The sequence below is a fragment of the Albidovulum aestuarii genome (assembly GCF_029961185.1).
Taxonomy (GTDB): domain Bacteria; phylum Pseudomonadota; class Alphaproteobacteria; order Rhodobacterales; family Rhodobacteraceae; genus Albidovulum; species Albidovulum aestuarii.
The window spans coordinates 531279-554288 of sequence record NZ_JASBQQ010000003.1; the positions used below are offsets into that span (position 1 = coordinate 531279).

General features: G+C 60.0%; 18 protein-coding genes. 17 read left to right on the plus strand and 1 reads right to left on the minus strand.

Annotated elements, in window-relative coordinates:
• Positions 1–309: 309 nt before the first annotated feature.
• Positions 310–849 (plus strand): hypothetical protein, encoded by a 540-nt coding sequence (locus QKW60_RS10605; RefSeq protein ID WP_282368618.1) that lies wholly within the window; start codon positions 310–312, stop codon positions 847–849.
• 528 nt (positions 850–1377) lie between these two features.
• Here the strand turns inward: QKW60_RS10605 and QKW60_RS10610 are convergent.
• Positions 1378–2589, minus strand: a complete 1212-nt coding sequence (locus tag QKW60_RS10610) for an ROK family transcriptional regulator (protein ID WP_282368620.1) — start codon at positions 2587–2589, stop codon at positions 1378–1380.
• A gap of 154 nt (positions 2590–2743) precedes the next feature.
• Between QKW60_RS10610 and QKW60_RS10615 the strand changes: the two genes are divergently transcribed.
• The 16 genes from QKW60_RS10615 to QKW60_RS10690 all read left to right on the plus strand — a co-directional run bounded on the left by QKW60_RS10615 (position 2744) and on the right by QKW60_RS10690 (position 22956).
• Positions 2744–3775, plus strand: coding sequence for a sugar ABC transporter substrate-binding protein (locus QKW60_RS10615; protein ID WP_282368622.1), 1032 nt, complete (start codon positions 2744–2746; stop codon positions 3773–3775).
• A 134-nt stretch (positions 3776–3909) separates the two neighbouring features.
• Positions 3910–4983 carry an ABC transporter permease gene (locus QKW60_RS10620; RefSeq protein ID WP_282368623.1) on the plus strand — a complete coding sequence of 358 codons (1074 nt, stop codon included), beginning with the start codon at positions 3910–3912 and terminating at the stop codon, positions 4981–4983.
• A complete protein-coding gene (locus tag QKW60_RS10625; RefSeq protein WP_282368624.1) occupies positions 4983–5771 on the plus strand; it encodes an ATP-binding cassette domain-containing protein in 789 nt (262 codons plus the stop codon). Before QKW60_RS10620 ends, QKW60_RS10625 begins: the two co-directional genes overlap by 1 nt.
• The gene (locus QKW60_RS10630) at positions 5764–5910 is read left to right on the plus strand and encodes a hypothetical protein (protein ID WP_282368625.1); all 147 of its coding nucleotides are present in this window, start codon (positions 5764–5766) and stop codon (positions 5908–5910) included. The genes QKW60_RS10625 and QKW60_RS10630 overlap by 8 nt, the downstream gene beginning before the upstream one ends.
• A gap of 133 nt (positions 5911–6043) precedes the next feature.
• A complete protein-coding gene (locus tag QKW60_RS10635; protein ID WP_282368683.1) occupies positions 6044–7051 on the plus strand; it encodes a carbohydrate kinase family protein in 1008 nt (335 codons plus the stop codon).
• Positions 7052–7053: 2 nt separating this feature from the next.
• The gene (locus tag QKW60_RS10640) at positions 7054–9468 is read left to right on the plus strand and encodes a glycogen/starch/alpha-glucan phosphorylase (protein ID WP_419762671.1); all 2415 of its coding nucleotides are present in this window, start codon (positions 7054–7056) and stop codon (positions 9466–9468) included.
• A complete protein-coding gene (glgB, locus tag QKW60_RS10645) occupies positions 9465–11663 on the plus strand; it encodes a 1,4-alpha-glucan branching protein GlgB (protein ID WP_282368628.1) in 2199 nt (732 codons plus the stop codon). Before QKW60_RS10640 ends, glgB begins: the two co-directional genes overlap by 4 nt.
• Positions 11664–11706: 43 nt before the next feature.
• Positions 11707–12966: a glucose-1-phosphate adenylyltransferase gene (gene glgC / locus QKW60_RS10650; RefSeq protein ID WP_282368629.1), complete on the plus strand. Its 1260-nt coding sequence runs from the start codon at positions 11707–11709 to the stop codon at positions 12964–12966.
• Positions 12967–14409: a glycogen synthase GlgA gene (gene glgA, locus QKW60_RS10655; RefSeq protein WP_282368630.1), complete on the plus strand. Its 1443-nt coding sequence runs from the start codon at positions 12967–12969 to the stop codon at positions 14407–14409.
• Entirely contained in the window at positions 14406–16529 is a 2124-nt protein-coding gene (glgX, locus tag QKW60_RS10660) for a glycogen debranching protein GlgX (RefSeq protein ID WP_282368631.1), read from the plus strand. The genes glgA and glgX overlap by 4 nt, the downstream gene beginning before the upstream one ends.
• Positions 16526–18574 (plus strand): 4-alpha-glucanotransferase, encoded by a 2049-nt coding sequence (gene malQ / locus QKW60_RS10665; protein ID WP_282368632.1) that lies wholly within the window; start codon positions 16526–16528, stop codon positions 18572–18574. Before glgX ends, malQ begins: the two co-directional genes overlap by 4 nt.
• Before the next feature lies 1 nt (position 18575).
• The gene (locus QKW60_RS10670) at positions 18576–20207 is read left to right on the plus strand and encodes an alpha-D-glucose phosphate-specific phosphoglucomutase (RefSeq protein WP_282368633.1); all 1632 of its coding nucleotides are present in this window, start codon (positions 18576–18578) and stop codon (positions 20205–20207) included.
• A 61-nt stretch (positions 20208–20268) separates the two neighbouring features.
• A protein-coding gene (locus tag QKW60_RS10675) for an IS5 family transposase (protein WP_419762672.1) occupies positions 20269–21038 on the plus strand; the annotation gives its coding sequence in 2 pieces (ribosomal slippage) (positions 20269–20599 and positions 20599–21038; 771 coding nt in all).
• A 242-nt stretch (positions 21039–21280) separates the two neighbouring features.
• The gene (locus QKW60_RS10680) at positions 21281–22237 is read left to right on the plus strand and encodes a 2-dehydropantoate 2-reductase (protein ID WP_282368634.1); all 957 of its coding nucleotides are present in this window, start codon (positions 21281–21283) and stop codon (positions 22235–22237) included.
• A 91-nt stretch (positions 22238–22328) separates the two neighbouring features.
• Entirely contained in the window at positions 22329–22556 is a 228-nt protein-coding gene (locus tag QKW60_RS10685) for a hypothetical protein (RefSeq protein WP_282368635.1), read from the plus strand.
• Between the two features lie 181 nt (positions 22557–22737).
• Positions 22738–22956, plus strand: coding sequence for a hypothetical protein (locus tag QKW60_RS10690; protein ID WP_282368637.1), 219 nt, complete (start codon positions 22738–22740; stop codon positions 22954–22956).
• Positions 22957–23010: the final 54 nt, after the last annotated feature.

Genomic DNA, 23010 nt, shown 5'->3' on the forward strand with positions numbered 1-23010 from the left:
CCTCAACTGCCACCTGCAATGCCTGCACGTATTGACAGGTGTCGATGTATCTTCTTCGGCTCAGAGACACGCGGCACACCCCTCGTGCATGTTGCCAACATGAGTGTTTTCATCCGGCGGTTACGAGCACGCTTCGGTGCACGTTTGCGGGTACGCCCTGAATGGCCGCTCCTGATATTTGGCGGGTTTGGCCGCGTACTTCCAGGTGAATCGTGCGCTGGCCTGCGCACAGGAGCACCCGATGGGTTTCCGTGCGTGACCGAGCTGGTTTCGCCGCACAGGAGGCCGCTTCCGTGCCTAACTTCACACATGCGCTATAGAAACGATATCGTGCCAGTGGAGCCGACCAAAGGTTCAAACCGGCAGAAGTACGACGGCTCCATGGGGTGCCGGATTATCGAATTTGCCGAAACCGGCATGTTCCCGGAAGAATGGGTCTGCGAACTGGGTATTACCATGCGAACCCTTTATGCTTGGGCAAGAAGCTACCCAGAGTTCGCGGACCAGGTCGAGGAAGCTTGGCACGTGCTCCATGCGTATTGGGCGCGTCTTGTGCGGCAGAACATCCAGAACCCGGCCTTCCGCCAGACGCTGGCATTACGCATCATGGCGAAACGTTTTCCGTCGACTTGGGGTAGGGACCCTAATAACACTGTCGAGCACTTCCTCGGGCACGTACGTGCGGATGAGGCTTTCCCTCCGATCGACAAGGTGAGCGATACAGGCGCAACGCTCACTATCGAGCAAATACGGCAAATGCCGACGGAGGAACTCGAAGGGAGGATCGCTGTTCTTAGAGCGAGGCGGCACGCTTTATTAAAGGGCAAAGTGGGAGGTTTAACCAATTAGCCACTCACGAGCGGTCCGATTTGATTGTAAATGCGTCGTGGACTGGGCTTGCCCCCAATGCTGGACTTTTTTTGTGTCTCACGGTTGCATTTGCCTTGGCCCGGCCTCCATGGCCTCAGGACGAAATCTGGCCAATGATCGCTTCATCGAGCAAGCTGCCCCGTCGGCAGCGATCCGACAAGGGACGCCTGGAGTAGGTATTGCCAACGTATACGACGGTGAGCCGATAAGTATATGCTGTGTTGTTGCTCAACTTCAGGTTCATGGAAGCTACGCTGCGGCGAAAAGTGAGGCCGTGATCGGCAGGTTCGGGCCAGAATCTTCGCGTGTCGCTAAACCGGTTTGCCCCGATGGCGCTGCCGCCGACAGTGGCTGTGCCGTTGATCTGACCGCACTTGGGGGCCAGATCAGATCCCGTCTGATGTGATATCAGGCAGATGAAACTTCATATCTCACGGTACCGCTCAATTCACTCAGATGTGTCTACAGCCCGCAGTCTGGAACACAGTGATATCTGCTGTAGTGAATTCAAATTGAACGCGGCGAGATGAGAAAACGCTGTGACAAAGGCAGGCTCGCGGCGCCGAGCGAACGAGCATCGGGCCCGATAGAACCTTCCCGCAATTCGGGTAGCGTGAGGCCGGTCATGTCGAACTCTGGAAGCTTCCTTTTTATTAGTTCGACAAGGTCGTGCCGGACCTGTTCAGGAAGCCATCCGTCGAACACGATGAGTTCGAAGTCTATGACCGCGCAAGATGCGACGATCGCATAGGCAAGCCCGTCGGCAGCCTGAACCAACCAAGCGTCAAGAATGCCGTGATCCACATTCCACGCGTTAGAGTTTTCCCAGAGCACGTTGGCATCACCGCCGTTGACGGCAATCATTTTTTCTAGAACTGAGAGCGAGGCGACATCGATCAATTGCCGATTGCTCATGCTCTTGGACGGTATGGGTAGGGGTGCGAGTGCACCGGCGTTACCGGTGGGGCCGGTAAGTAACGAGCCGTCAACGACAACGCCGCCACCGATGAAATATCCGACATAGAAGTAGAGGAAATAGTTTGGATAATCCTGCGGTCCAAAGACAAGCTCTGCTCCGCACGCGCAGGAGGCATCGTTTTGCAGATAAACTGGGAAGTCGAACAAATCGTCTATTTCCGACCGGATGTCGCGGTCGCGCCATGCCGACATCCTCTCGTCTGGATCGCCGACGAGCTTACCCCACTCCCAAAGGTGTCCCGGAATCGCGATCCCGAGCCCGGCGATGTTGCGTCGCTGCCGGGCTGTCAATTGATCGGTCAGTTGAGCTACCGCCGTTCGGACGAACTGGATCGTACTATCGGGCTCGGGGTAGTCATGGATTTGATGCTTCCGGCTGATGCTGTGCCCGAGAAAGTCGACGAGGACCAGATCGGCGCTCCTGCGACCGATCTTCAACCCAAAAAACAACGCACCGTCCGGCGCCAGTTGCATTGGGATTGATGGTTGGCCGACCTTCCCGCGCACAGGCGCGCACCGTTTGATCAGCCCCTCTTTTTCCAACTTACGCATGATGACCGACGCCGTTTGTGCCGATAGGCCGGTCAATCGCGCGATCTCAGCTTTCGCCGTCGGCCCTAGGCTGCGGAGTAACGACAGGATAAGGCGTTCGTTGTGCACGCGTAATCCGGCTTGGTTCGAGCCGCGGGCGGTCGGCTGGATCTCCTTCTCGGCCCCAAGATTATCGACGGCTTCCGGCAAAAGTTCTCTCCCATATTGACGGAAAACATGGCCGCACACAGTTAGTCTGTCAATAATAAACAACTATGATTTAATTATTGACAGACTCGCGATTCTTTGTCTTTTATGTCCGAGAGGGCACTCCTAGGCCCGATCCATCACGAGGGAGGACTACATGAAACGTTTCGCAACCGCCAAATCGGCACTGCTTGGGGCCGTGGCATTTGTGGCGCTAGGCGCCGGATCGGCTTCGGCCCAAGAGATCGGGGTGTGCCTGATCACAAAGACTGACACGAACCCCTTCTTCGTAAAGATGAAGGAAGGCGCCGAAGCCAAGGCGGCAGAACTTGGGATGACCCTGAAATCCTTTGCCGGCAAGATCGACGGCGACCATGAGACTCAGGTGCAGGCGATCGAAACCTGCATTCTCGACGGGGCGAAGGGCATCCTGCTGACCGCATCTGACACGGGCTCCATCGTTCCCGCCGTTCAGCAGGCGCGGGATGCCGGCATTCTGGTCATCGCGCTCGATACGCCGCTTGACCCGATTGATGCAGCCGATGCCACCTTCGCGACCGACAACTACAAGGCCGGCCTGCTGATTGGCCAGTGGGCAAAGGCAAAGCTGGGCGACGCCGCCGCCGATGCCAAAATCGCGACGCTTGACCTGAATGTCAGCCAGCCGACGGTCGACGTCCTGCGCAACCAGGGCTTCCTTGAAGGCTTTGGCGTGGACCTGGCAGACCCAAATGTGATCGGCGACGAAACCGATCCGCGCCTTGTTGGCAGTGATGTAACCGACGGCAACGAAGAAGGCGGACGCCGTGCGATGGAAAATCTACTCGCCAAGGACCCGATGATCAACGTCGTGCACACGATCAACGAACCTGCGGCCGCCGGTGCCTATGAGGCACTGAAGGCGATCGGTCGTGAGAACGATGTTCTCATCGTCTCGGTCGATGGCGGCTGCCCGGGCGTTCAGAACGTCGAGGCCGGTGTGATTGGCGCGACCAGCCAGCAATATCCGCTGCTGATGGCGTCACTTGGCGTGGAGGCGGTGAAGAAGTGGGCCGACGAAGGCGTCAAGCCGGAAAACACGCCCGGCAAGGACTTTTTCGACACCGGCGTCAAGCTGATCACCGACCAGCCGGCCGAGGGCGTCGAGTCCATCTCGGTTGCAGAAGGCAAGGACCTCTGCTGGGGCTGAGGTCTTCGCAAACAATCCGAAAGGGCGGTGGCGCCGCCCTTTCGACATGAACATGGACGGGCGCGCGGTCTGGCGGCTACTCTGTCAGTGGCAAACAAAGCCTATATCAGGCGCCTATTTCTGGGAGAGTTCCGATGGCAGAAACCGGCACTAAAGGTCAGGACTACGAATCCAGTTTGTCCGGCGCCAGCCAGACTGTTGCAGAATTCGAGGATCACCGGAAAGGGGCAGCTGGAAAGATTCAGCATGCCCTGCACGTGAACCCCTCGCTCGTGCCATTGATCGTGCTTGTTTTCGCAATCGTGCTGTTCGGCCTTCTTTTGGGCAGCAAGTTCCTGTCACCATTTGCCCTAACTCTCATACTGCAGCAGGTGCAGATCGTCGGCATCGTGGCTGCAGCACAGTCACTGGTTATCCTTACCGCCGGGATCGATCTCTCAGTCGGCGCGATCATGGTCTTGTCGTCAGTGATTATGGGCCAGTTTACCTTTCGCTACGGCATTCCGGCACCAATCTCGATAGCCTGCGGAATTGCCGTTGGCGCCGCGATTGGCGCGGTCAACGGCTGGCTCGTCTCGAAGGTAAAGCTGCCGCCTTTCATCGTGACGTTGGGTATGTGGCAGATCGTTCTCGCAGCCAATTTCCTGTACTCGGCGAACGAAACCATCCGGAGCCAGGACATCGAGGCACAGGCGCCGTTCCTCCAGTTCTTCGGCGCCAAGTTTAACGTCGGCGGCGCGGTTTTCACAGTCGGCGTGGTCTTCATGCTGCTGCTGGTTCTCGTGCTGGCATTCGCCCTGCGCCACACGGCCTGGGGGCGCCACGTCTATGCCGTTGGCGATGATCCCGAAGCCGCAGAACTGTCCGGCGTGAACGTGCACAAGACGCTGATGTCAGTCTACATCCTGTCCGGGCTTATCTGCGCCTTCGCGGGCTGGGCTTTAATTGGGCGCATTGGATCAGTTTCTCCCACTTCTGGCCAACTCGCGAACATCGAAAGCATCACGGCCGTGGTGATTGGGGGCATTTCTCTCTTCGGTGGTCGGGGGTCCATTCTGGGTTCGCTTTTCGGAGCATTGATCGTCGGGGTCTTCACCCTAGGCCTCAGGCTTCTCGGCGCCGACGCGCAGTGGACCTTCCTTCTTATCGGCCTGCTCATCATCGGCGCAGTCGCAACCGACCAGTGGATCAGAAAGGTGTCTGCATAATGTCTGACCAAACACCAGTCGTAGTAGGCCGCAACATCGTGAAGCGTTACGGTCATGTCACCGCCATCGACCACTCTGACTTCGAGTTGCGCAAGGGCGAAATCCTCGCAGTCATCGGCGACAACGGCGCGGGAAAATCGTCGATCGTCAAAGCGATCTGCGGCGCCGTTATCCCGGACGAAGGAGAAATCCTGATCGAGGGGAAACGGGCCAATTTCACCTCGCCGATGGAGGCGCGGAACATGGGCATCGAGATCGTCTACCAGAACCTCGCGATGTCGCCGGCCCTCTCGATCGCCGACAACATGTTCATGGGCCGCGAAATTCGGCGCGAGGGCTGGCGGGGCGATTGGCTTCGGATGCTCGACAAGAAGAAGATGGAGCAGTTCGCCCGCGACAAGCTGACCGAGTTGGGCCTGATGACGGTTCAGTCGATCAACCAGGCCGTCGAAACCCTGTCTGGCGGACAGCGCCAGGGCGTCGCGGTGGCGCGCGCCGCCGCCTTTGCAACCAAGTTCATCATCATGGATGAGCCGACGGCGGCGCTGGGGGTCAAGGAAAGCCGGAAGGTTCTGGAACTGATCCAGGACGTGCGGTCGCGTGGCATTCCGATCATCCTGATCAGCCACAACATGCCGCACGTATTCGAAGTCGCAGACCGCATTCACATCCATCGGCTGGGCAAGCGTTTGACGACGATCAAGCCCGGTGACTACTCCATGTCGGATGCCGTGGCCTTCATGACTGGCGCAAAGGAGCCGCCAGAGATCGAAGCTGCCAATGCCTGAGCATTGCACCGAAACCGCCGAGATGGTCCGCGCGCCGAGCGATACCGCCCCCCAAAGCGGTTCCGACTGCGGGCCGGGGTCGGTTGTCAGTGAACCGGGCGTCGCAAAGGCGGTGATCGTCCGCACTTCGGGTGGATAAGTGGCCTTGGTGCGTCCAGTGTCATGCCCGAATGTGTGAGTGGGCAAATTAAGTACCCAACCGCAAGATCCACCATGGGTGATCCGAAACGCGCGTCCCCAGACATCTGATGACGGAAATTGGGAGAGACAAGTTGATACTATGCTGTGGCGAAGCGTTGATCGACATGATCCCTTCGGTGAATGAGAAAGGGCAGCCGTCATTCACGCCGTATGCTGGCGGCGCGGTCTTCAACACGGCGATCGCCTTGGGACGACTGCGCGCAAGGACGGGATTTTTGTCCGGTATTTCCAGCGATCTGTTCGGTAGCCTGCTTCGTGATACCCTGGCACGCAGCAATGTCGATTCAAGCATGGCGATCATTTCCGACCGGCCGACGACCTTGGCCTTTGTCCAGCTCACCAACGGGCATGCCTCATATATATTCTATGACGAGAACACCGCAGGTAGGCTGCTCGATCCAGCTAACTTGCCCGAACTGCCTGATGGCACGCTCGCGCTCTATTTCGGTGGTATCAGCCTGATCGGAGAACCAGGCTCGGAATTCTACGCCGCTCTTGCCCTTCGGGAGTCACCCGATCGGGTGATCATGCTCGATCCGAACATCCGCGCGGGTTTCATCAAGGATGAGCGTGCGTACCGCGCCAGGCTGGATCGGATCATTGCGCACGCTGACATCGTGAAAGTCTCGGACGAGGACTTGAACTGGATCATCCCCGGCATGCTCTCGCTGGACGACAAGGTGTCGAAAATATGCGCGATGGGGCCAAGCCTCGTCATTCTTACGAAGGGTGGTGCAGGTGTCGCTGCGGCTGCGCAAGGTCGGAGCATGGTTAGCGTCATGGCCCGACGGGTCGAGGTCGTCGACACTGTCGGCGCGGGTGACACGTTCAACGCGGGTGTTTTGTCGAAGCTTTCCGAACTGCGTCTTCTGACGAAGGAGGCGCTGAAACAGATTTCCGACGAACACATAAGAATGGCGCTTGAGCAAGGCGTTCGCGTGGCTGCAATAACGGTCTCCCGATCGGGAGCGAATCCACCATGGGCGGAAGAGCTTGCGGCCGCAGACGCTTTATCTGACCAGCGATCCGAACGCAGTGATTCCGCGACTACCTCTGCAACTCCGCAAACCAAAGAATGAAGATGCCCAAAGATCTACACAACACACTCGACGCCGCCTCAATGCGCGCCAGCATCCTGCGGCATCTGACCTATTCTCTTGGCAAGGACGATGCGCATGCGTCGCGGTATGACTGGCGGATGGCGATGTCTCTGGCGTTGCGGGATCTCGTTGTCGATCCGTGGTTCGCCAGCACACGCGAAACCTATGAGGCGATGGGAAAACGGGTGTACTACCTCTCGATGGAGTTCCTGATCGGTCGCCTGATCGAGGATGTGGCGGTCAATCTGGGTGTGGACGATATCGCGCGGGATGCGATCGCTTCGTTCGGCCAGAACTACGATGCGATCGTTGCGGACGAACCCGATGCCGCATTGGGCAATGGCGGCCTTGGCCGCCTTGCCGCCTGCTTTCTCGACTCTCTCTCCACGCTCGGCATCCCTGCCTATGGCTATGGCATCCGGTACGAGCATGGTTTGTTCGAGCAGCATTTCGAGGATGGTAGGCAGGTCGAGTCGCCTGAAACCTGGCTTGCACAGCGCCATGTTTGGGAGTTCGAGCGTCCCGAGGCCCGATACGACATCGGCTTTGGCGGGTATGTCAGCACGTCGGTCGGGCATCACACATGGCACCCGGCGGAAACCGTCGTCGCATCTGCCTACGATACGCCGATCGTCGGCTGGAAAGGTGACTGGGCCAATACGTTGCGGCTTTGGGCGGCAATGCCGACGCAGCTGTTCGACCTAGCCAGCTTCAACCGCGGCGACTACATTACCGCCAGCGAACCCGAGGCGCTGGCCCGAACGATATCACGGGTGCTTTATCCCGATGACAGTTCCGACAAAGGCAAGGAACTGCGCCTGAAGCAGGAATACTTCTTTACCTCCGCATCCATTCAGGACCTTTTGCGTCGCTTTCTGTCTGAAGGCTACGCCCTGGAAGACCTTGCCGACCATGTCGCCATTCAGTTGAACGACACGCATCCGGCGATCGCAGGGCCGGAATTCGTGCGTCTTCTGGTCGATGTGCACGGAATGGAGATCGGCAAGGCAATCTCTGTCGTGCGCGGCTGCCTGGCTTACACCAATCACACGCTGCTGCCCGAAGCCCTGGAACGCTGGACCGAGGATCTGTTCGCCCGCATCCTGCCAAGACACCACCGCATCATAGAGATCATACAGGATACCTGCCTGGCCGACACCGGGGTTCGGATTATCGAAGGCGGCATGGTCAAGATGGGCGAACTGGCCTTCGTGATGGCGCACAAGGTTAATGGCGTGTCTGCATTGCACTCCCAACTGGTCAAGGAAACCGTCTTTGCCGATCTTCACGCAGCCTTTCCGGATCGGATCCTCAATCAGACCAACGGTATTACACCGCGCCGCTGGCTCTATTCGTGCAACCCACCGCTAAGGGCCCTGATCGACGAGACGATCGGTAGCGGCTGGGCGGACGATCTTGAGCGGCTGGATGGGCTTGCTGTCCACGCCGACGATGCGAATTTTCGCGCGGCTTTTCGCGCGGCAAAGTCGGAAAACAAGGAACATCTTGCGGCCTGGCTGAAGGCGCGCGACGGCGTGGTAGTCGATCCTGCTGCCATGTTCGACGTGCAGATCAAGCGCGTCCACGAATATAAGCGCCAACTTATGAACATCCTTGAGACAGTGGCGCTCTGGAATGACATCCGCGACAACCCGAATGGCGACTGGACGCCACGGGTCAAGCTGTTCGGTGGCAAGGCTGCGCCGGGCTATGTCGCCGCGAAGGCGATCATCCACCTCATCAACGATGTGGCGAAAGTGATCAATGCCGACCCGGTGACGCGCGATCTTTTGCAGGTTGTCTTTCCGGCCAACTACAACGTCACCATGGCCGAGCTGCTGATCCCGGCGGCCGATCTTTCAGAACAGATATCGACCGCCGGCAAGGAGGCGTCGGGCACCGGGAACATGAAGCTCGCGCTGAATGGTGCGCTGACGATCGGGACACTGGACGGGGCCAATGTCGAGATTCGCGACAAGGTCGGGGCGGAGAACTTCTTTCTCTTCGGTATGACCGCGGCCGAAGCGGTTGCGAAACGCGCCGAACCCGACTTTGCCCGAAATGCGATATCGGCAAGTCCGCGGTTGGCGCGGGTTCTGGGGCAGATCGCCGGAGGCGTTTTCTCGGGCGCGGATCGGGGGCGATACGAGGCGCTTGTCGCCAATCTCTACGCGCATGACTACTTCTTGGTAACCTGTGATTTTGACGCCTATTTCGCGGCCCAACGCGAGGTGGATACGGCCTATCGCGACACCGCATGCTGGGGCCGAATGGCGGTTCTGAATACAGCGCGCATGGGCTGGTTCTCATCTGACCGTACGATTGCCGACTACGCGCGTGAGATTTGGAACACCGGGTCGCTGAAAAAGAAACGGTCCGCGAAGGATGATGGATGAGTTTCAACTCTGAGGATATCGCCCGGCGCATCGCCGACGGCACGCATTCGGACCCGTTCGCGGTTCTGGGAATGCACATGGTGGATGGGCGGCCAACCATCCGGGTGTTCCACCCGGATGTCGAGCGAGTCGAGGTTCTGGATGCCAAGACCGGGCAACGCGTCGCGCTTCTGGCTGAGGCCGCGGAGGCACCCGGAGTGTTCTCGGGTCAGGCGGCGCGGCGCAAGAAACCCTTTGCCTATCGCTTGCGCTTCACCCGAGGCGCGGATGTCTGGACGCTCGACGATCCCTACCGGTTCGGCCCCGTGCTAGGGGCGTTGGACGAACACCTGATCGGCGAGGGTGCGCATCTGAACCTGTGGGAAGTGCTGGGGGCGCATGTCCTGACGCACGAAGCGGTGGTGGGGACCCATTTTGCGGTCTGGGCGCCAAATGCACGGCGGGTTTCCGTTGTGGGTGACTTCAACAGCTGGGACGGTCGCAGGCACTTGATGCGCCAACGCGGTCAGACCGGCGTGTGGGAAATCTTCGTGCCCGGTATCGGCGAAGGCGAGTCCTATAAATATGAGCTGCTCGGCCCCGATGGCGCGCTTATGCCGCAGAAAGCCGACCCCTTCGGCTTCGGCGCGGAGCATCCTCCGAAAACCGCATCGATCGTGCGCGATCTGCGCGGCCACGCCTGGGGCGACAGGGAATGGATGACCGGGCGCGAGGCTGCGCAACGAATCGACAAGCCAATCTCGATCTTCGAAGTTCATCTCGGTTCGTGGAAACGCGTGCCCGATGAAGGGAACCGGCCGCTTTCCTACCTGGAACATGCTCGCCAGCTGGTCGCCTATGCAAAGGATATGGGCTTTACGCATATCGAGCTGATGCCGGTTTCCGAGTTCCCGTTTGACGGGTCCTGGGGATACCAGCCGATCGGTCTTTTCGCCCCGACGATCCGACACGGTACACCCCAGGAATTCCGTGCCTTCGTCGAAGCCTGCCATGCGGCGGGGATCGGTCTGATCCTCGACTGGGTGCCGGGCCATTTCCCTGAGGACCAGCATGGGCTCGGCCGTTTTGACGGCACCCCGCTTTATGAACATGCCGACCGCAAGGAGGGCTTCCACCCCGACTGGCACACGCTGGTCTACAATTACGGCCGCAGAGAAGTTGCCAACTACCTGATGTCCAACGCGATCTATTGGCTCAAGGAACATCACGTCGACGGGCTGCGGGTCGACGCAGTTGCCTCGATGCTGTACCGCGACTATTCGCGAAAAGAGGGGGAGTGGGTGCCAAATATCCATGGCGGACGGGAGAACCTCGAAGCGATTGCCTTCCTGCAGCGGACGAACGAGGCCTGCTACCGCGAGGTGCCGGGCATCATGACGGTCGCCGAGGAATCCACCGCTTTTCCCGGCGTTAGCGCGCCCACTAGCCATGGCGGGCTCGGTTTTGGATACAAGTGGAATATGGGTTGGATGAACGACACCCTGTCCTACATGTCCGAAGACCCGGTGCACCGAAAATATCATCACCACAAGATGACCTTCGGCCTCCACTATGCGTTCTCGGAAAACTTCATCCTGCCGCTTAGCCATGACGAGGTGGTGCATGGCAAAGGCTCGCTTCTCGACAAGATGCCGGGCCACGGCGGCGACAAGTTCGCCAATCTGCGGGCCTATTACGGGTTCATGTGGGGGCATCCGGGCAAAAAGCTGATGTTCATGGGCGGTGAGTTCGCCCAGGGTGCGGAGTGGAACCATAACTCCAGTCTCGACTGGCATCTGTTGGACCACGATCTGCATAGAGGCGTGCAGGCGCTAGTCCGCGACCTGAACAAGATCTATCGCACCACGCCGGCGCTTCACCACCTCGACAGCATGCCTGAAGGATTCCAATGGGTCGAGGAGGGCGCCTCGGACGAGTCGATCTTTGCGTGGCTGCGACAAGGCAGAGAGGGTGCGCCGGTTCTGGTCGTTTGCAACATGACACCGGTGGAGCGTAAGGGCCGCCGTATCGGCGTGCCGCAACCGGGGCGCTGGAATGAGCGGCTTAACACCGACGCCAGCGAATACGGCGGGGGCGGTCGGGGTAACCTGGGGCATGCCATGAGCGAGGAGGTGGCGGCCTCGGGCCAGCCACATTCATTGAACCTGACCCTGCCTCCGCTTTCGGCGCTATTCTTTGAACTGGAAGAGGACTGAGCGGAATTCACGTCAACACGATTTTTTAAGGGGAGGTAAACGTATGAACCGGGAATCCCAACGGCTCGCACAGCAATCCATGGCGTTCGTTCTGGCTGGCGGCCGGGGCAGTCGGCTCTATGAATTGACGGACAGGCGCGCCAAGCCTGCGATGTATTTCGGCGGTAAGAGCCGGATCATCGACTTTCCGCTTTCAAATGCCGTGAATTCCGGCATCCGTCGCATCGGGGTTGCCACGCAATACAAGGCCCATTCCCTTATCCGGCATCTGCAACGTGGTTGGAGCTTCTTTCGCGCCGAACGCAACGAGTCCCTCGATATTCTGCCGGCTTCGCAACGGCTGGACCAAGAGAATTGGTACAAGGGAACGGCCGACGCCGTTACCCAGAACATCGATATTATTCAGAGCTATGCGCCAAAATATATCGTCATCCTTGCGGGCGACCATATCTACAAGCAGGACTACTCCCTGATGATCGCGCATCACGTTGACAGCGGCGCCGATGTTACGGTGGGTTGTATCGAGGTTCCCCGGGATGAGGCGAGGGGGTTCGGCGTGATGAATGTGGATGAGAATGACCGCATCCTCGATTTTGTGGAAAAACCTGCCGATCCGCCCGCGATGCCAGGTCATCCCGACAAGGCGCTGGCCAGCATGGGAATTTACGTCTTCGAAACGGACTATCTGATCGACCTGCTGCGCGCGGATGCAGACGATCCCAATTCCAGCAATGATTTTGGCAAGGACCTTATCCCGTCGATCGTAAAGAACGGCAAAGCGATCGCGCATCCCTTCAGCCGTTCCTGCGTGCGGTCGGGGCTTGAAAAGACGCCTTACTGGCGGGATGTGGGTACGATCGATGCGTTCTGGCAGGCCAATATCGACCTGACGGATTTCATGCCGGAGCTTGATCTATATGCCACTGAATGGCCGATCTGGACCTATTCCGAGCTGACGCCGCCCGCCAAGTTCATTCATGACGAGAAGAACCGGCGCGGGCAGGCGATCTCCTCCATGGTGTCGGGTGGCTGCATCATCTCCGGCTCCAGCTTGCATCGCTGTCTGCTCTTCACCGGCGTCCGCACCCACTCGTTCTCAAGCCTGAAGGGGGTCGTGGCCATGCCCTATGCCGATATCGGCAGAAACGCGCAGTTGAGCGAAGTTGTGATCGACCGCGGCGTGCGGATACCAGAGGGTCTCGTCGTTGGCGAGGATCCAAAGCTGGACGCGAAGCGGTTCCGCAGGACCGAAAGCGGGATTTGCCTGATCACCCAAACGATGATCGATGCATTGGATAGTTAAGTGAAGCTGCTGTTCGTCGCCTCGGAATGCGCCCCCTTCGTCAAGACCGGCGGTCTGGCCGATGTGATCGGCGCCGTGCCCAAGTCACTGGAGGCAATGGGCGTCAGCGTCAAAGTCCTTATCCCGGCCTATCCGGCCCTAGCGGAACTGGTTTCCAGTGGCAACGCAGTCATGCGGGTTCCGGACCTTTTCGGCGGTCCGGCTCGGGTGATTGACACGCGTGCTGAGGGCCTCGAACTCCTGCTTCTCGATGCGCCCCATCTCTACGACCGCCCGGGTGGTCTCTACCTCGATGGCAACGGCGCAGACTGGGCGGACAACCATTTGCGCTTCGGTGGCCTCTCGCGCGTGGGTGCGAAGATCGCGATCGACGGTATCGGCGCGTGGCGACCCGATGTGGTGAACGCGCATGACTGGCAGGCCGGGTTGGTGCCCGTCTATCTGCGTCAGGCCGCCGGGAGGACGCCGCCGACTACCATGACAATCCACAACATCGCGTTTCAGGGTCTTTTCGATCCCTACGTGATGGGCGCGCTGGGACTGGACCGAGACCTGTTCACGCCAGAGGGATTTGAGTATTTCGGCAGGGTCGGGTTTCTGAAAGGCGGTCTCGCATTCGCCGAAAAGCTGACGACCGTCAGCCCGACCTACGCCAATGAGATCGTGACACCTGAAATGGGGATGGGTCTTGAGGGGCTGCTGCGGTCGCGTCAAGGCGACCTGAGCGGCATTCTCAACGGCATCGACCTCAATGTGTGGAACCCCGAAACCGACGCCGAACTTGTCGCGACCTATTCGGTTCGCACGATCCGGGCGAAGGTCAGGAACCGTGCCAGGATCGAGGAGCGGTTCGGCCTGTCGTCCGATCCGGACGCGCCGCTTTTCTGCGTTATCTCGCGGCTGACATCGCAAAAGGGACTGGACCTTCTTCTCGACTGTCTCCCTGGACTTGTAGGGCGCGGCGGGCGACTGGCCCTGCTTGGCACCGGCGAGAAAACCCTTGAACGCGCCTTTGTCGCCGCCGCCAGCCGCCATGCAGGGTCGGTCGGCGCGATCATCGGTTATGATGAGAAACTGTCGCATCTGTTGCAGGGCGGCAGCGATGCGATCCTCATTCCTTCGCGCTTTGAGCCCTGCGGCCTGACCCAGCTTTACGGACTGCGCTACGGCACGATACCGGTCGTGGCCAGAACCGGCGGGTTGGCTGACACCGTGATCGACGCCAACGCCGCCGCGCTCGCGGCGAGTTGCGCAACCGGTGTTCAGTTCTCGCCGGTTAACGCAGTGGCGCTCGACCAGGCGATCGAGCGGACGATCGCGCTTTATCGGCAGCCGAAGGTCTGGGGCGGTATGGTCCGGCGTGCCATGCGCCATCCGGTGGGGTGGGATCAGTCGGCCGCGGCCTATCTTGCGCTGTTCGAAGACCTCGTGGGGCCGGAATGAAGGACGGTTCGCGGTCGATGATAAAACCGGAACTATCAAGCGGCTCGGCAACGCAGCTCGGTGCGCGGCATGACGGCGAGGGAGTCAACTTCGCGGTCTTCTCGGAACATGCGACGCGGATGGAGCTTTGCCTTTTCTCTGCCGACGGACGGACCGAACGATCACGTATCGCTCTGCCGGAAAAGACCGGACCGGTTTGGCACGGTCATGTGAAGGGACTGCCAGTCGGCACGCTATATGGCTATCGCGCGCACGGCAGCTACGCACCCGAACAGGGGCACAGGTTCAATGCCAACAAACTTCTGATGGACCCCTACACATGCGAACTGCACGGCGCCTGGTCGAACAACAGCGCCATACTTGGCTATGACAGCCGGTCGTCAGGGATGGACCTTGCTTTTGATACCAGGGACAGCGCACCGTTCGTGCCGAAGTCCGTGGTATCTGATCCCGACCTTCTTCGCCACGTAGAAAGGTCGTTTTCGCCCGCGCGCGACCGCGACCTAATCTACGAGGCGCATGTCAAGGGCCTCACCCGGCTTGATCCCCGGGTATCCGAGGGTCTGCGCGGCACCTATGACGGTATCGCGTCAGAGGCTGTCATCAGCCATCTGCAAAGTATTGGGGTGAGGGCCATCGAACTCCTGCCCGTCCATGCGTTCGTCGATGAAGGCTTTCTGATTGAGCGCGGTCAAAAAAATTTTTGGGGATACAACAGCATTGGCTTCTTTGCACCTGAGCCGCGTTACTTCGGGCCAGAGGGCATCATCGGATTCCGCAGGATGGTGGAGAAGTTCCACGCGGCTGGGATCGAAGTCATCCTCGACGTGGTCTACAACCACACCGCCGAGGGCGATCACCGAGGTCCGACTTTGTGCTACCGAGGTCTCGACAACGCGTCTTATTATCGCCTGATCGCTGGCCAACCGCGCTATTATGTCAACGATACCGGCTGCGGCAACACGCTCAATGTCTCGCATCCCTACGTTCTGCGCATGGTGATGGACAGCCTCCGGTTCTGGGTTGAATGCATGGGCGTCGACGGTTTCCGTTTTGATCTTGCGACGACCCTTGGCCGCGAAGATCACGGATTTGACTCGAATGGTGGCTTCTTCGATGCGGTTCGGCAGGACCCGGTCCTTGCCACCGTGCGCTTGATAGCGGAGCCTTGGGATATCGGGCCTGGCGGCTATCAACTGGGTGGATTTCCACATGAATTTTCCGAATGGAACGATAGGTTCCGAGACACCGTACGGCGGTACTGGCGGGGTGATCCGCACAGCGCGCAGGAACTCGGCGCGCGGCTTCTGGGGTCGGCTGACAAGTTCGATAGATCTGGGCGCCGGGCCGGGTCCTCGGTCAACTTTGTCAGCTCGCATGACGGTTTCACGCTGGCCGATGTCACTCGCTACAACCACCGCCACAACGAGGCGAATAACGAGCGCAATCAAGACGGGCACCATTCCAACTACAGCGACAATTGCGGCGTGGAAGGCGAAACTGACGATCCCGCGATCGTGGCGCGGCGCGCGCGGCGACGGCGCAACATTCTGGCCACGCTGTTTTTGTCGCAAGGCACACCGATGCTGCTCGGTGGCGACGAGATTTCGAACTCGCAGGGCGGAAACAACAATGCCTATTGTCAGGACAACGAGATCGGGTGGATCAACTGGGACAAGGCCGATCCGGATTTACTCGACTTTGTCCGAGAACTTTCGGCGTTCCGTCGCGCCCACCGGGCGGTCCGCCAGACGCGTTTCCTGCACGGTGCTGCACGGCCTTGGGACGGCTATCCCGATGTGGAATGGACCGACTTCAACGCCGAGCCACTCCAATGGCGCGATCCCGGTCTGTCCAACCTGTGCCTGACGCTGAGATGTTCGGCGGAGGCGCCAGATTTCGAGCCGGAGGCCGATGTGGTGTTTGTTGCGTTCAACCGTGATGAAACCAGTGCGGAAATCGTCCTGCCTGATGCACCTGAGAGGATGCATTGGGTCCGCGTAATCGATACTGCACAGTCGAAGCCCGGGGCCTACTGTGAAATTTCCAGCGACCGGATCATCGCAGCCGGTGCGTCGGTCATGGCTCTCGTCCTCAAGCCTGACGAGCCGGGCAAATGAAGGAGGACGAAGCCCTTGAACGGCTTGCGGATCGGATGGGGATTCTGCCGTCCTTTCACGATCTGGGCGGGACCAAACGGTGCATTTCCCCCGAAACTCAGAAAGCGCTCCTGCAGGCGAATGGCCTCGACGTGGGGTCAGAGGCCCTGATCAGAGAGGCCCTTGCCGAGGAAACCGCCCGCGACGAAGAGCGCACGTGCCCCGCGCAAGTGATCCTGAACAGTCGCGCACGAAGCGCGCTGGATTTCGGCGCGGGGGCCCAGTGGCGTCTTCATGACGACGGCTCCGATGGCGTTCTGGCGGAAGGGGGAGGTGAGGAATCCATAAGCCTGCCGCCGCTCCCCTCCGGTGTCTATGATCTTGTGGTCCAGTTCGCTGATCGCACCGAGACTGTGCTGGTTCTGGTGGCTCCGCCGCGGCTTCCGCAAGTTGAGGAGGTTACGCGCCGGGCGCGACTCTGGGGATTGAATGCAGCGTTGTATGGGCTGCAGTCCCATAGAAATGCAGGACTTGGCGATTATGAGGATCTGGCGCGTATTGGTGAAATTGCGGCCAGTCAGGGCGCCGGTTTCATCGGCATTAATCCAGTCCACGCCATGGGCGCGGAAGAGGACGAGGCAATCAGCCCCTACTCGCCGTCGCATCGCGGGTTTCTGAACACAACGAATATTGCGCTGGATCGGATTCCGGGGCTGGGTGCATCAGTCACGGCCAGAGAGGTTCTGGAAAGGACACGCCTGAGTGCCGCCCGTCTTCGCGGATCTGCGCTGGTGCAATATGCCGACCACAGGGCTTTGCATCGCCCGGCGCTTGAAGCGTTGTACGAGGTTTACTGCCGCGAAGCGGATACCAACAGCCGGGCGGACTTCAGTTCCTGGGTCAATGCTGCGGGTCCGGACCTTTCGGCCTTCGCCGCGTATGAGGCGGCGACAGAGCAGCATGGCCCAGACTGGCGGGCATGGTCTGGCGAGGTGAAGAAGCTGGAACGAGCGGAGCCGGCGCCACGCCGGGCTCGTATGGAGTACCACAGTTGGCTACAGTGGGTTGCCGACCGGCAACTTACAGCTGCGCAAGAGCGGGTCCGGTCCCGGGGCATGGCGCTTGGCCTCTATGTCGACCTCGCTGTCGGCTCCCGGCGCGGGGGCGCCGAAACCTGGTGCGAGGCAGATGTCGTCGCCGAGGGCGTCTCGATCGGTGCCCCCCCGGACCATCTTAGCCCCGGTGGCCAGAACTGGAACCTCGCGGCCTTCGCGCCGAGAAAATTGCAGGCACGCAAGTACGCGCCGTTCCGCCGGATCCTGCAACAGTCGATGCGCAAGGCCGGGATATTGAGGATCGACCATGTGCTGGGGCTTATGCGCAGTTACTGGGTTCCCGATGACGGGAGCCCGGGCGGTTATGTCCGGCAACCCTTCGAGGCTCTAATCGCCCTCATAAAGATTGAGGCGGAGCGGGCAAGCGCAGTCGTTGTCGGAGAGGATCTCGGTCTCGTACCGGAAGGGTTCCGCGCGCATATGCGGCAGAACGGTTTCTATGGGTATTCCGTTCTGCAATACGAAAAGGACCAGAGCGGGCATTTTCGGGACCCGTCGGACTATGGATCACAGGTCCTGGCCTGCTTTGGTACGCACGACACCCCGACGCTTGCCGGCTTCGCCAAGGGCCGCGATATCGACTGGTGGCGCGGGCTGGGGTGGATCGGTGACGTGGACGAAGTGAAGGTCCGCGCGCGCCGCGCTGCCGATGTCGCCGTATTGGGCAATCTGGCCAAGAAAAACAATCGGTCGTCCGATCCGGTCTTCCAATCCGTGCACACAGCCCTTGCCCGGTCGCCAGCGGAGCTCGTCGCCGTTCAGCTTGACGATGTCGTTGGTGAGACCGAGGCCCAGAACCTTCCGGGCACCATCGACGAACACCCGAACTGGCGCCGCAAATGCAAGGTGCCGCTTGACGCTTTCAGCGCAAGCGCGGAACTGCAGACCGTTGCCCAATGGATGCGGGATAGTGAGCGAGTTGCGAAACCAGCCGATCAGAAGGAGGCTTGAGATGACATTCGAGACGGTGGCGACGCGTCCAATCAACGGTCAGAAACCGGGAACTTCGGGATTGCGGAAGAAGACCCGGATTTTCATGGGCGAACACTATCTTGAGAACTTCATCCAAGCGATCTTCAATGCTATCGGCGGGGCGGACGGCAAGACATTCGTCGTCGGCGGCGATGGACGGTACTTCAACGCCGTCGCGATCCAGACGATTCTAAAAATGGCTGCGGCTAACGGCGCGGCAGAGGTCATCGTGGGTCAGAACGGCCATTTGTCCACGCCCGCCGCCTCGCATCTTATCCGGCTTAACAAGACCGATGGCGGTATCATTCTTTCGGCCAGCCATAATCCCGGCGGCGTAGATGAAGATTTCGGCATAAAGTTCAATATTGCCAATGGCGGGCCAGCCCCCGAGGCGGTGACGGCGGCAATGCTCGATGCCAGCGAAACCATTAACAGCTACCGGATCGCGCACCAGCCGGACGTCGATCTCGGGTCGATCGGCAGTGCCAAGATGGGCCAGATGAAGATCACCATTGTGGATCCGGTTTCCGACTATCGCGCCCTGATGGAAACGCTTTTCGACTTCCAGGCGATCAGGGCGATGTTTGCCGCAGGCTTCACAATGCGGTTCGACGCGATGCACGCCGTGACCGGTCCATATGCCAAGGCGATCCTTGAAGAGACGCTCGGCGCACCGCAAGGCACCGTGGTGAACTCTGTCCCGCTGGAGGATTTCGGCGGGGTGCATCCTGACCCGAATCCAATCTGGGCGAAAACGCTGATGGACCTGATGATGTCAGGGGACGCCCCGGATTTTGGTGCCGCATCGGATGGCGATGGCGACCGAAACATGATCGTCGGGCGCGGCCAGTATGTGACACCCTCCGACAGCCTCGCCGTCCTGCTCGCGAACGCCCATCTGGCGCCTGGCTACAAGGATGGCGTTGCTGGCGTCGCGCGGTCGATGCCGACCAGTGCGGCTTGCGACCGGGTGGCCGAAAGGTTGGGCGTCGAGTGTTTCGAGACGCCGACGGGCTGGAAGTTTTTCGGCAATCTCATGGATGCCGGCCGTGTGACGATCTGCGGAGAAGAAAGCGCCGGCACCGGGTCGAACCATGTGCGCGAGAAAGACGGGCTCTGGGCGGTTCTACTCTGGCTGAACATTCTCGCGGTCCGCAAGATATCCGTTGCCGAGATCCTGGCCGATCACTGGGCGGAATACGGGCGCAACTACTATTCACGGCACGATTACGAGGCGGTCCCGGCCGTAGGCGCCAATCAACTGATTAACCACGTGATCGGGCAGCTGGCAGATCTGCCTGGAAAGTCCTTCCATGGCCTGACCGTGACACGTGCGGACGAATTTTCGTACAGCGACCCTATCGATGGTTCGCAGAGCAGTCATCAGGGACTTCGTATTTGGTTCGAAGGTGGTGGTCGTGTTGTGTTGCGGCTGTCGGGAACCGGCACCGAGGGCGCCACCCTTCGGGTGTATCTGGAGCAGTACAGAGTACCGGGCGAAGACCTTCGGACAGATCCTGCTGTGGTTTTGTACCCGCTGAAGCAAGCGATCATTCAACTGACCAGTATGCATCACTTTATAGGTCGGACGGATCCTGACGTGGTGACCTAGGCTCAGGACCCATTGAACTTGCGCGTGCGTCATGATTCAGCCTCCGCAAGGAGACTGAACGATGAGCAACCTTTTCTGGCTGACGGACGCGCAGATGGCGCGCCTGCAGCCCTTCTTTCCCAAGAGCCACGGCAAGCCGCGCGTCGACGACCGGCGTGTCCCGAGCGGCATAATCTTCATCAATCGCAATGGCTTGCGCTGGTGCGACGCGCCCAGGGAATATGGACCGCCGAAGACCCTCTACAACCGTTGGAAGCGATGGGGCGACAAGGGTGTCTTTGCCCGGATGATGGAGGGCCTGGCCTCCGAAGCGGCCGTTCCGAAGACGGTTATGATCGACGCGAACTATCTCAAGGCGCACCGCACGGCCACCAGCCTGCGGGCGAAAAAAGGGGATCTGGCGACAAGCAGGACCGCCTGATCGGCCGCACCAAAGGCGGCATGAACACCAAACTGCATGCCGTCACCGATGCCGATGTGCGACCGATCCGGTTCTTCATGACGGCCGGTCGGGTCAGCGATTACACCGGTGCGGCGGCCCTGTTGGACAGCTTGCCAGCGGCAGAATGGCTGTTGGGCGACCGTGGCTATGACGCCGACTGGTTCAGAGATGCGTTGAAACACAAGGGGATAATGCCCTGCATCCCGGGCCGGAAATCACGTGGCAAACCCGTCAAATATGACAAACGCCGCTACAAACGCCGCAACCGGATCGAGATCATGTTCGGGCGGCTGAAGGACTGGCGACGGGTCGCAACCCGCTACGACAGATGTCCGAAGGTCTTTCTCTCCGCAATCGCCCTGGCCGCAACCGTCATGTTCTGGCTATGAAACGAGAACGAGTCCTGAGCCGAGCGAGGAAAAGACCCCCCTTATTGAATGCTTTCATTCGCGGCGGGACAGGCGCGTCTGGCAACCGGCGAGAAGGTCTCGCAAGTTGGTTGGTGCGGCCCACTTGGCCACTCATTCCGGCCAGCGAAAAAACTGCGCAAGAAAGGAACGCAGAAAGTGCTTGGGGGCTCGCTTCAGGTGACCGTAACCTCGCGAGAGACCGGCCAAATGGGGACTGTCGGATGAAGATCGCAGTAATGGGCGCAGGCGCGCTTGGCGGCTATTTCGGAGGGCGGCTTGCTGCTGCAGGCCATGAGGTGACGCTGATTGCGCGCGGCGCTCATCTGGCGGCGATCCAGCGGAACGGCTTGCGCATCCTCAGCCCCAAGGGCGACCTGCACCTGCAAGGCATCGGCGCCACGGACGATCCCGCAACCGTCGGGCCAGTGGACGTAATCCTTTTCATGGTCAAGAACTATGACCTCGAACACGCTTCGCAGGCTATCCGTCCGATGCTCGGCCGCGACACGCTTGTGGTAACCTGCCAAAACGGTGTCAGTGCTCCGGATCGGCTGGCAGCGGCGATCGGCGCGGCCCGTGTCGTGCCGGGGGTGGTGCGCATGCCGGCCGATATCCGCGAACCGGGGGTCGTGAGACACAGCGCCGAGGCCGAGATGTTCACCTTTGGGGAATTAGATGGCAGGACGTCGGACCGCGTGACCGGATTGCGAGACGCCCTGGTTGCAGCCGGCGTTAATGCGGTGATCCCGGACAGCATCCAGCACGACCTTTGGGCCAAGTTTATCGTCCAGGCCTCGCTCGCCTCGATAACCACGCTAACCCGTCTGGATATCGGCCCGCTCAGGGAGCACCCGGCGACGAAACAGCTCTTTCTCGATTCGATACAAGAAGCGGAACAGGTGGGGCGTGCCGTCGTTCCGGATCTGCCGGCTGGTTTGGTCGAAAACTCATGGGCTTTCCTGAACAAGTTCCCGCCAACGATGCACGCCTCGATGCTGGACGATCTGCGCCGGGGTAAGCCGCTTGAAATCGACTATCTCGGCGGCGACGTGGTGCGGCTGGGCGCCGAATTGGGGGTAGCGACGCCAATACATGCGGTGTTCTACTCAGCACTCTTACCCTTCCGCGACGGTGCCCCAGCCGGAGCCAAAGGTGCGGGCCAAATGGACAAGACTTAGTCAGCCTTTGCCGCGGCCAGATGGCGCAATTCCATCTCCCCCTTCAGCGGCGGCGTCTCGCCGGTGAAGCACTTCGCAATTGACTTCCTTCTTGAGCCAGGTCCGCAAGCCGCGCATTCCGTCGGATGCTGCGCTGATCACCGACGTCGCCTGCGGGCTCTCAGCCGAGCTGCGGCGGCGCAGCGATCTGGGCTCGCCGGCCGGTCGGTCCATCGTCGTGGTCGGCCCAAAGGTGACCTTCGAGCAGAAGTTGGGTGCTGCAGCGCAGCTTCACCAGAGCAGCCATTTGTCGTCAGCGCAGCAATTCAGGATTCTGTAGGGCGGCAGTGCGGGGCAAAGCAGTCGGCGCACGTAGCGACTTTCTAAATGGGGCTCTCAATAGGACTGTGTGCAACGCTCGTTCATCTTAATATCATCTTCAATGGATGATCGTCGCTGAAACTTTTTCCTGCCTGAATTCGTGACTGGGTAACTGAACCAATCAAAGGGAGAAGACAGTCATGAAGACGATCGTACTCAGTGCAGCAGTCCTTTGCATCGCGGCATCCGGCGCGATGGCCAAGGGCCACGACCAGGGCAACACAGCCGTTCCCGGTGCAGAAGACGTCGGCTCGGTGACCGTGTCCAACGCCCAGGCTCTTGGTGGGGCGAAGGGCAACAGGCCCGATGACAAGGGTCCGTCGGCGGGCAACCCGGCGACCTCAAAAGCCGGCCGCTGACGGACAGCCGCCGCGTAACAACTGCAATGGCCCGGTTCAAAGCCGGGCCATTGC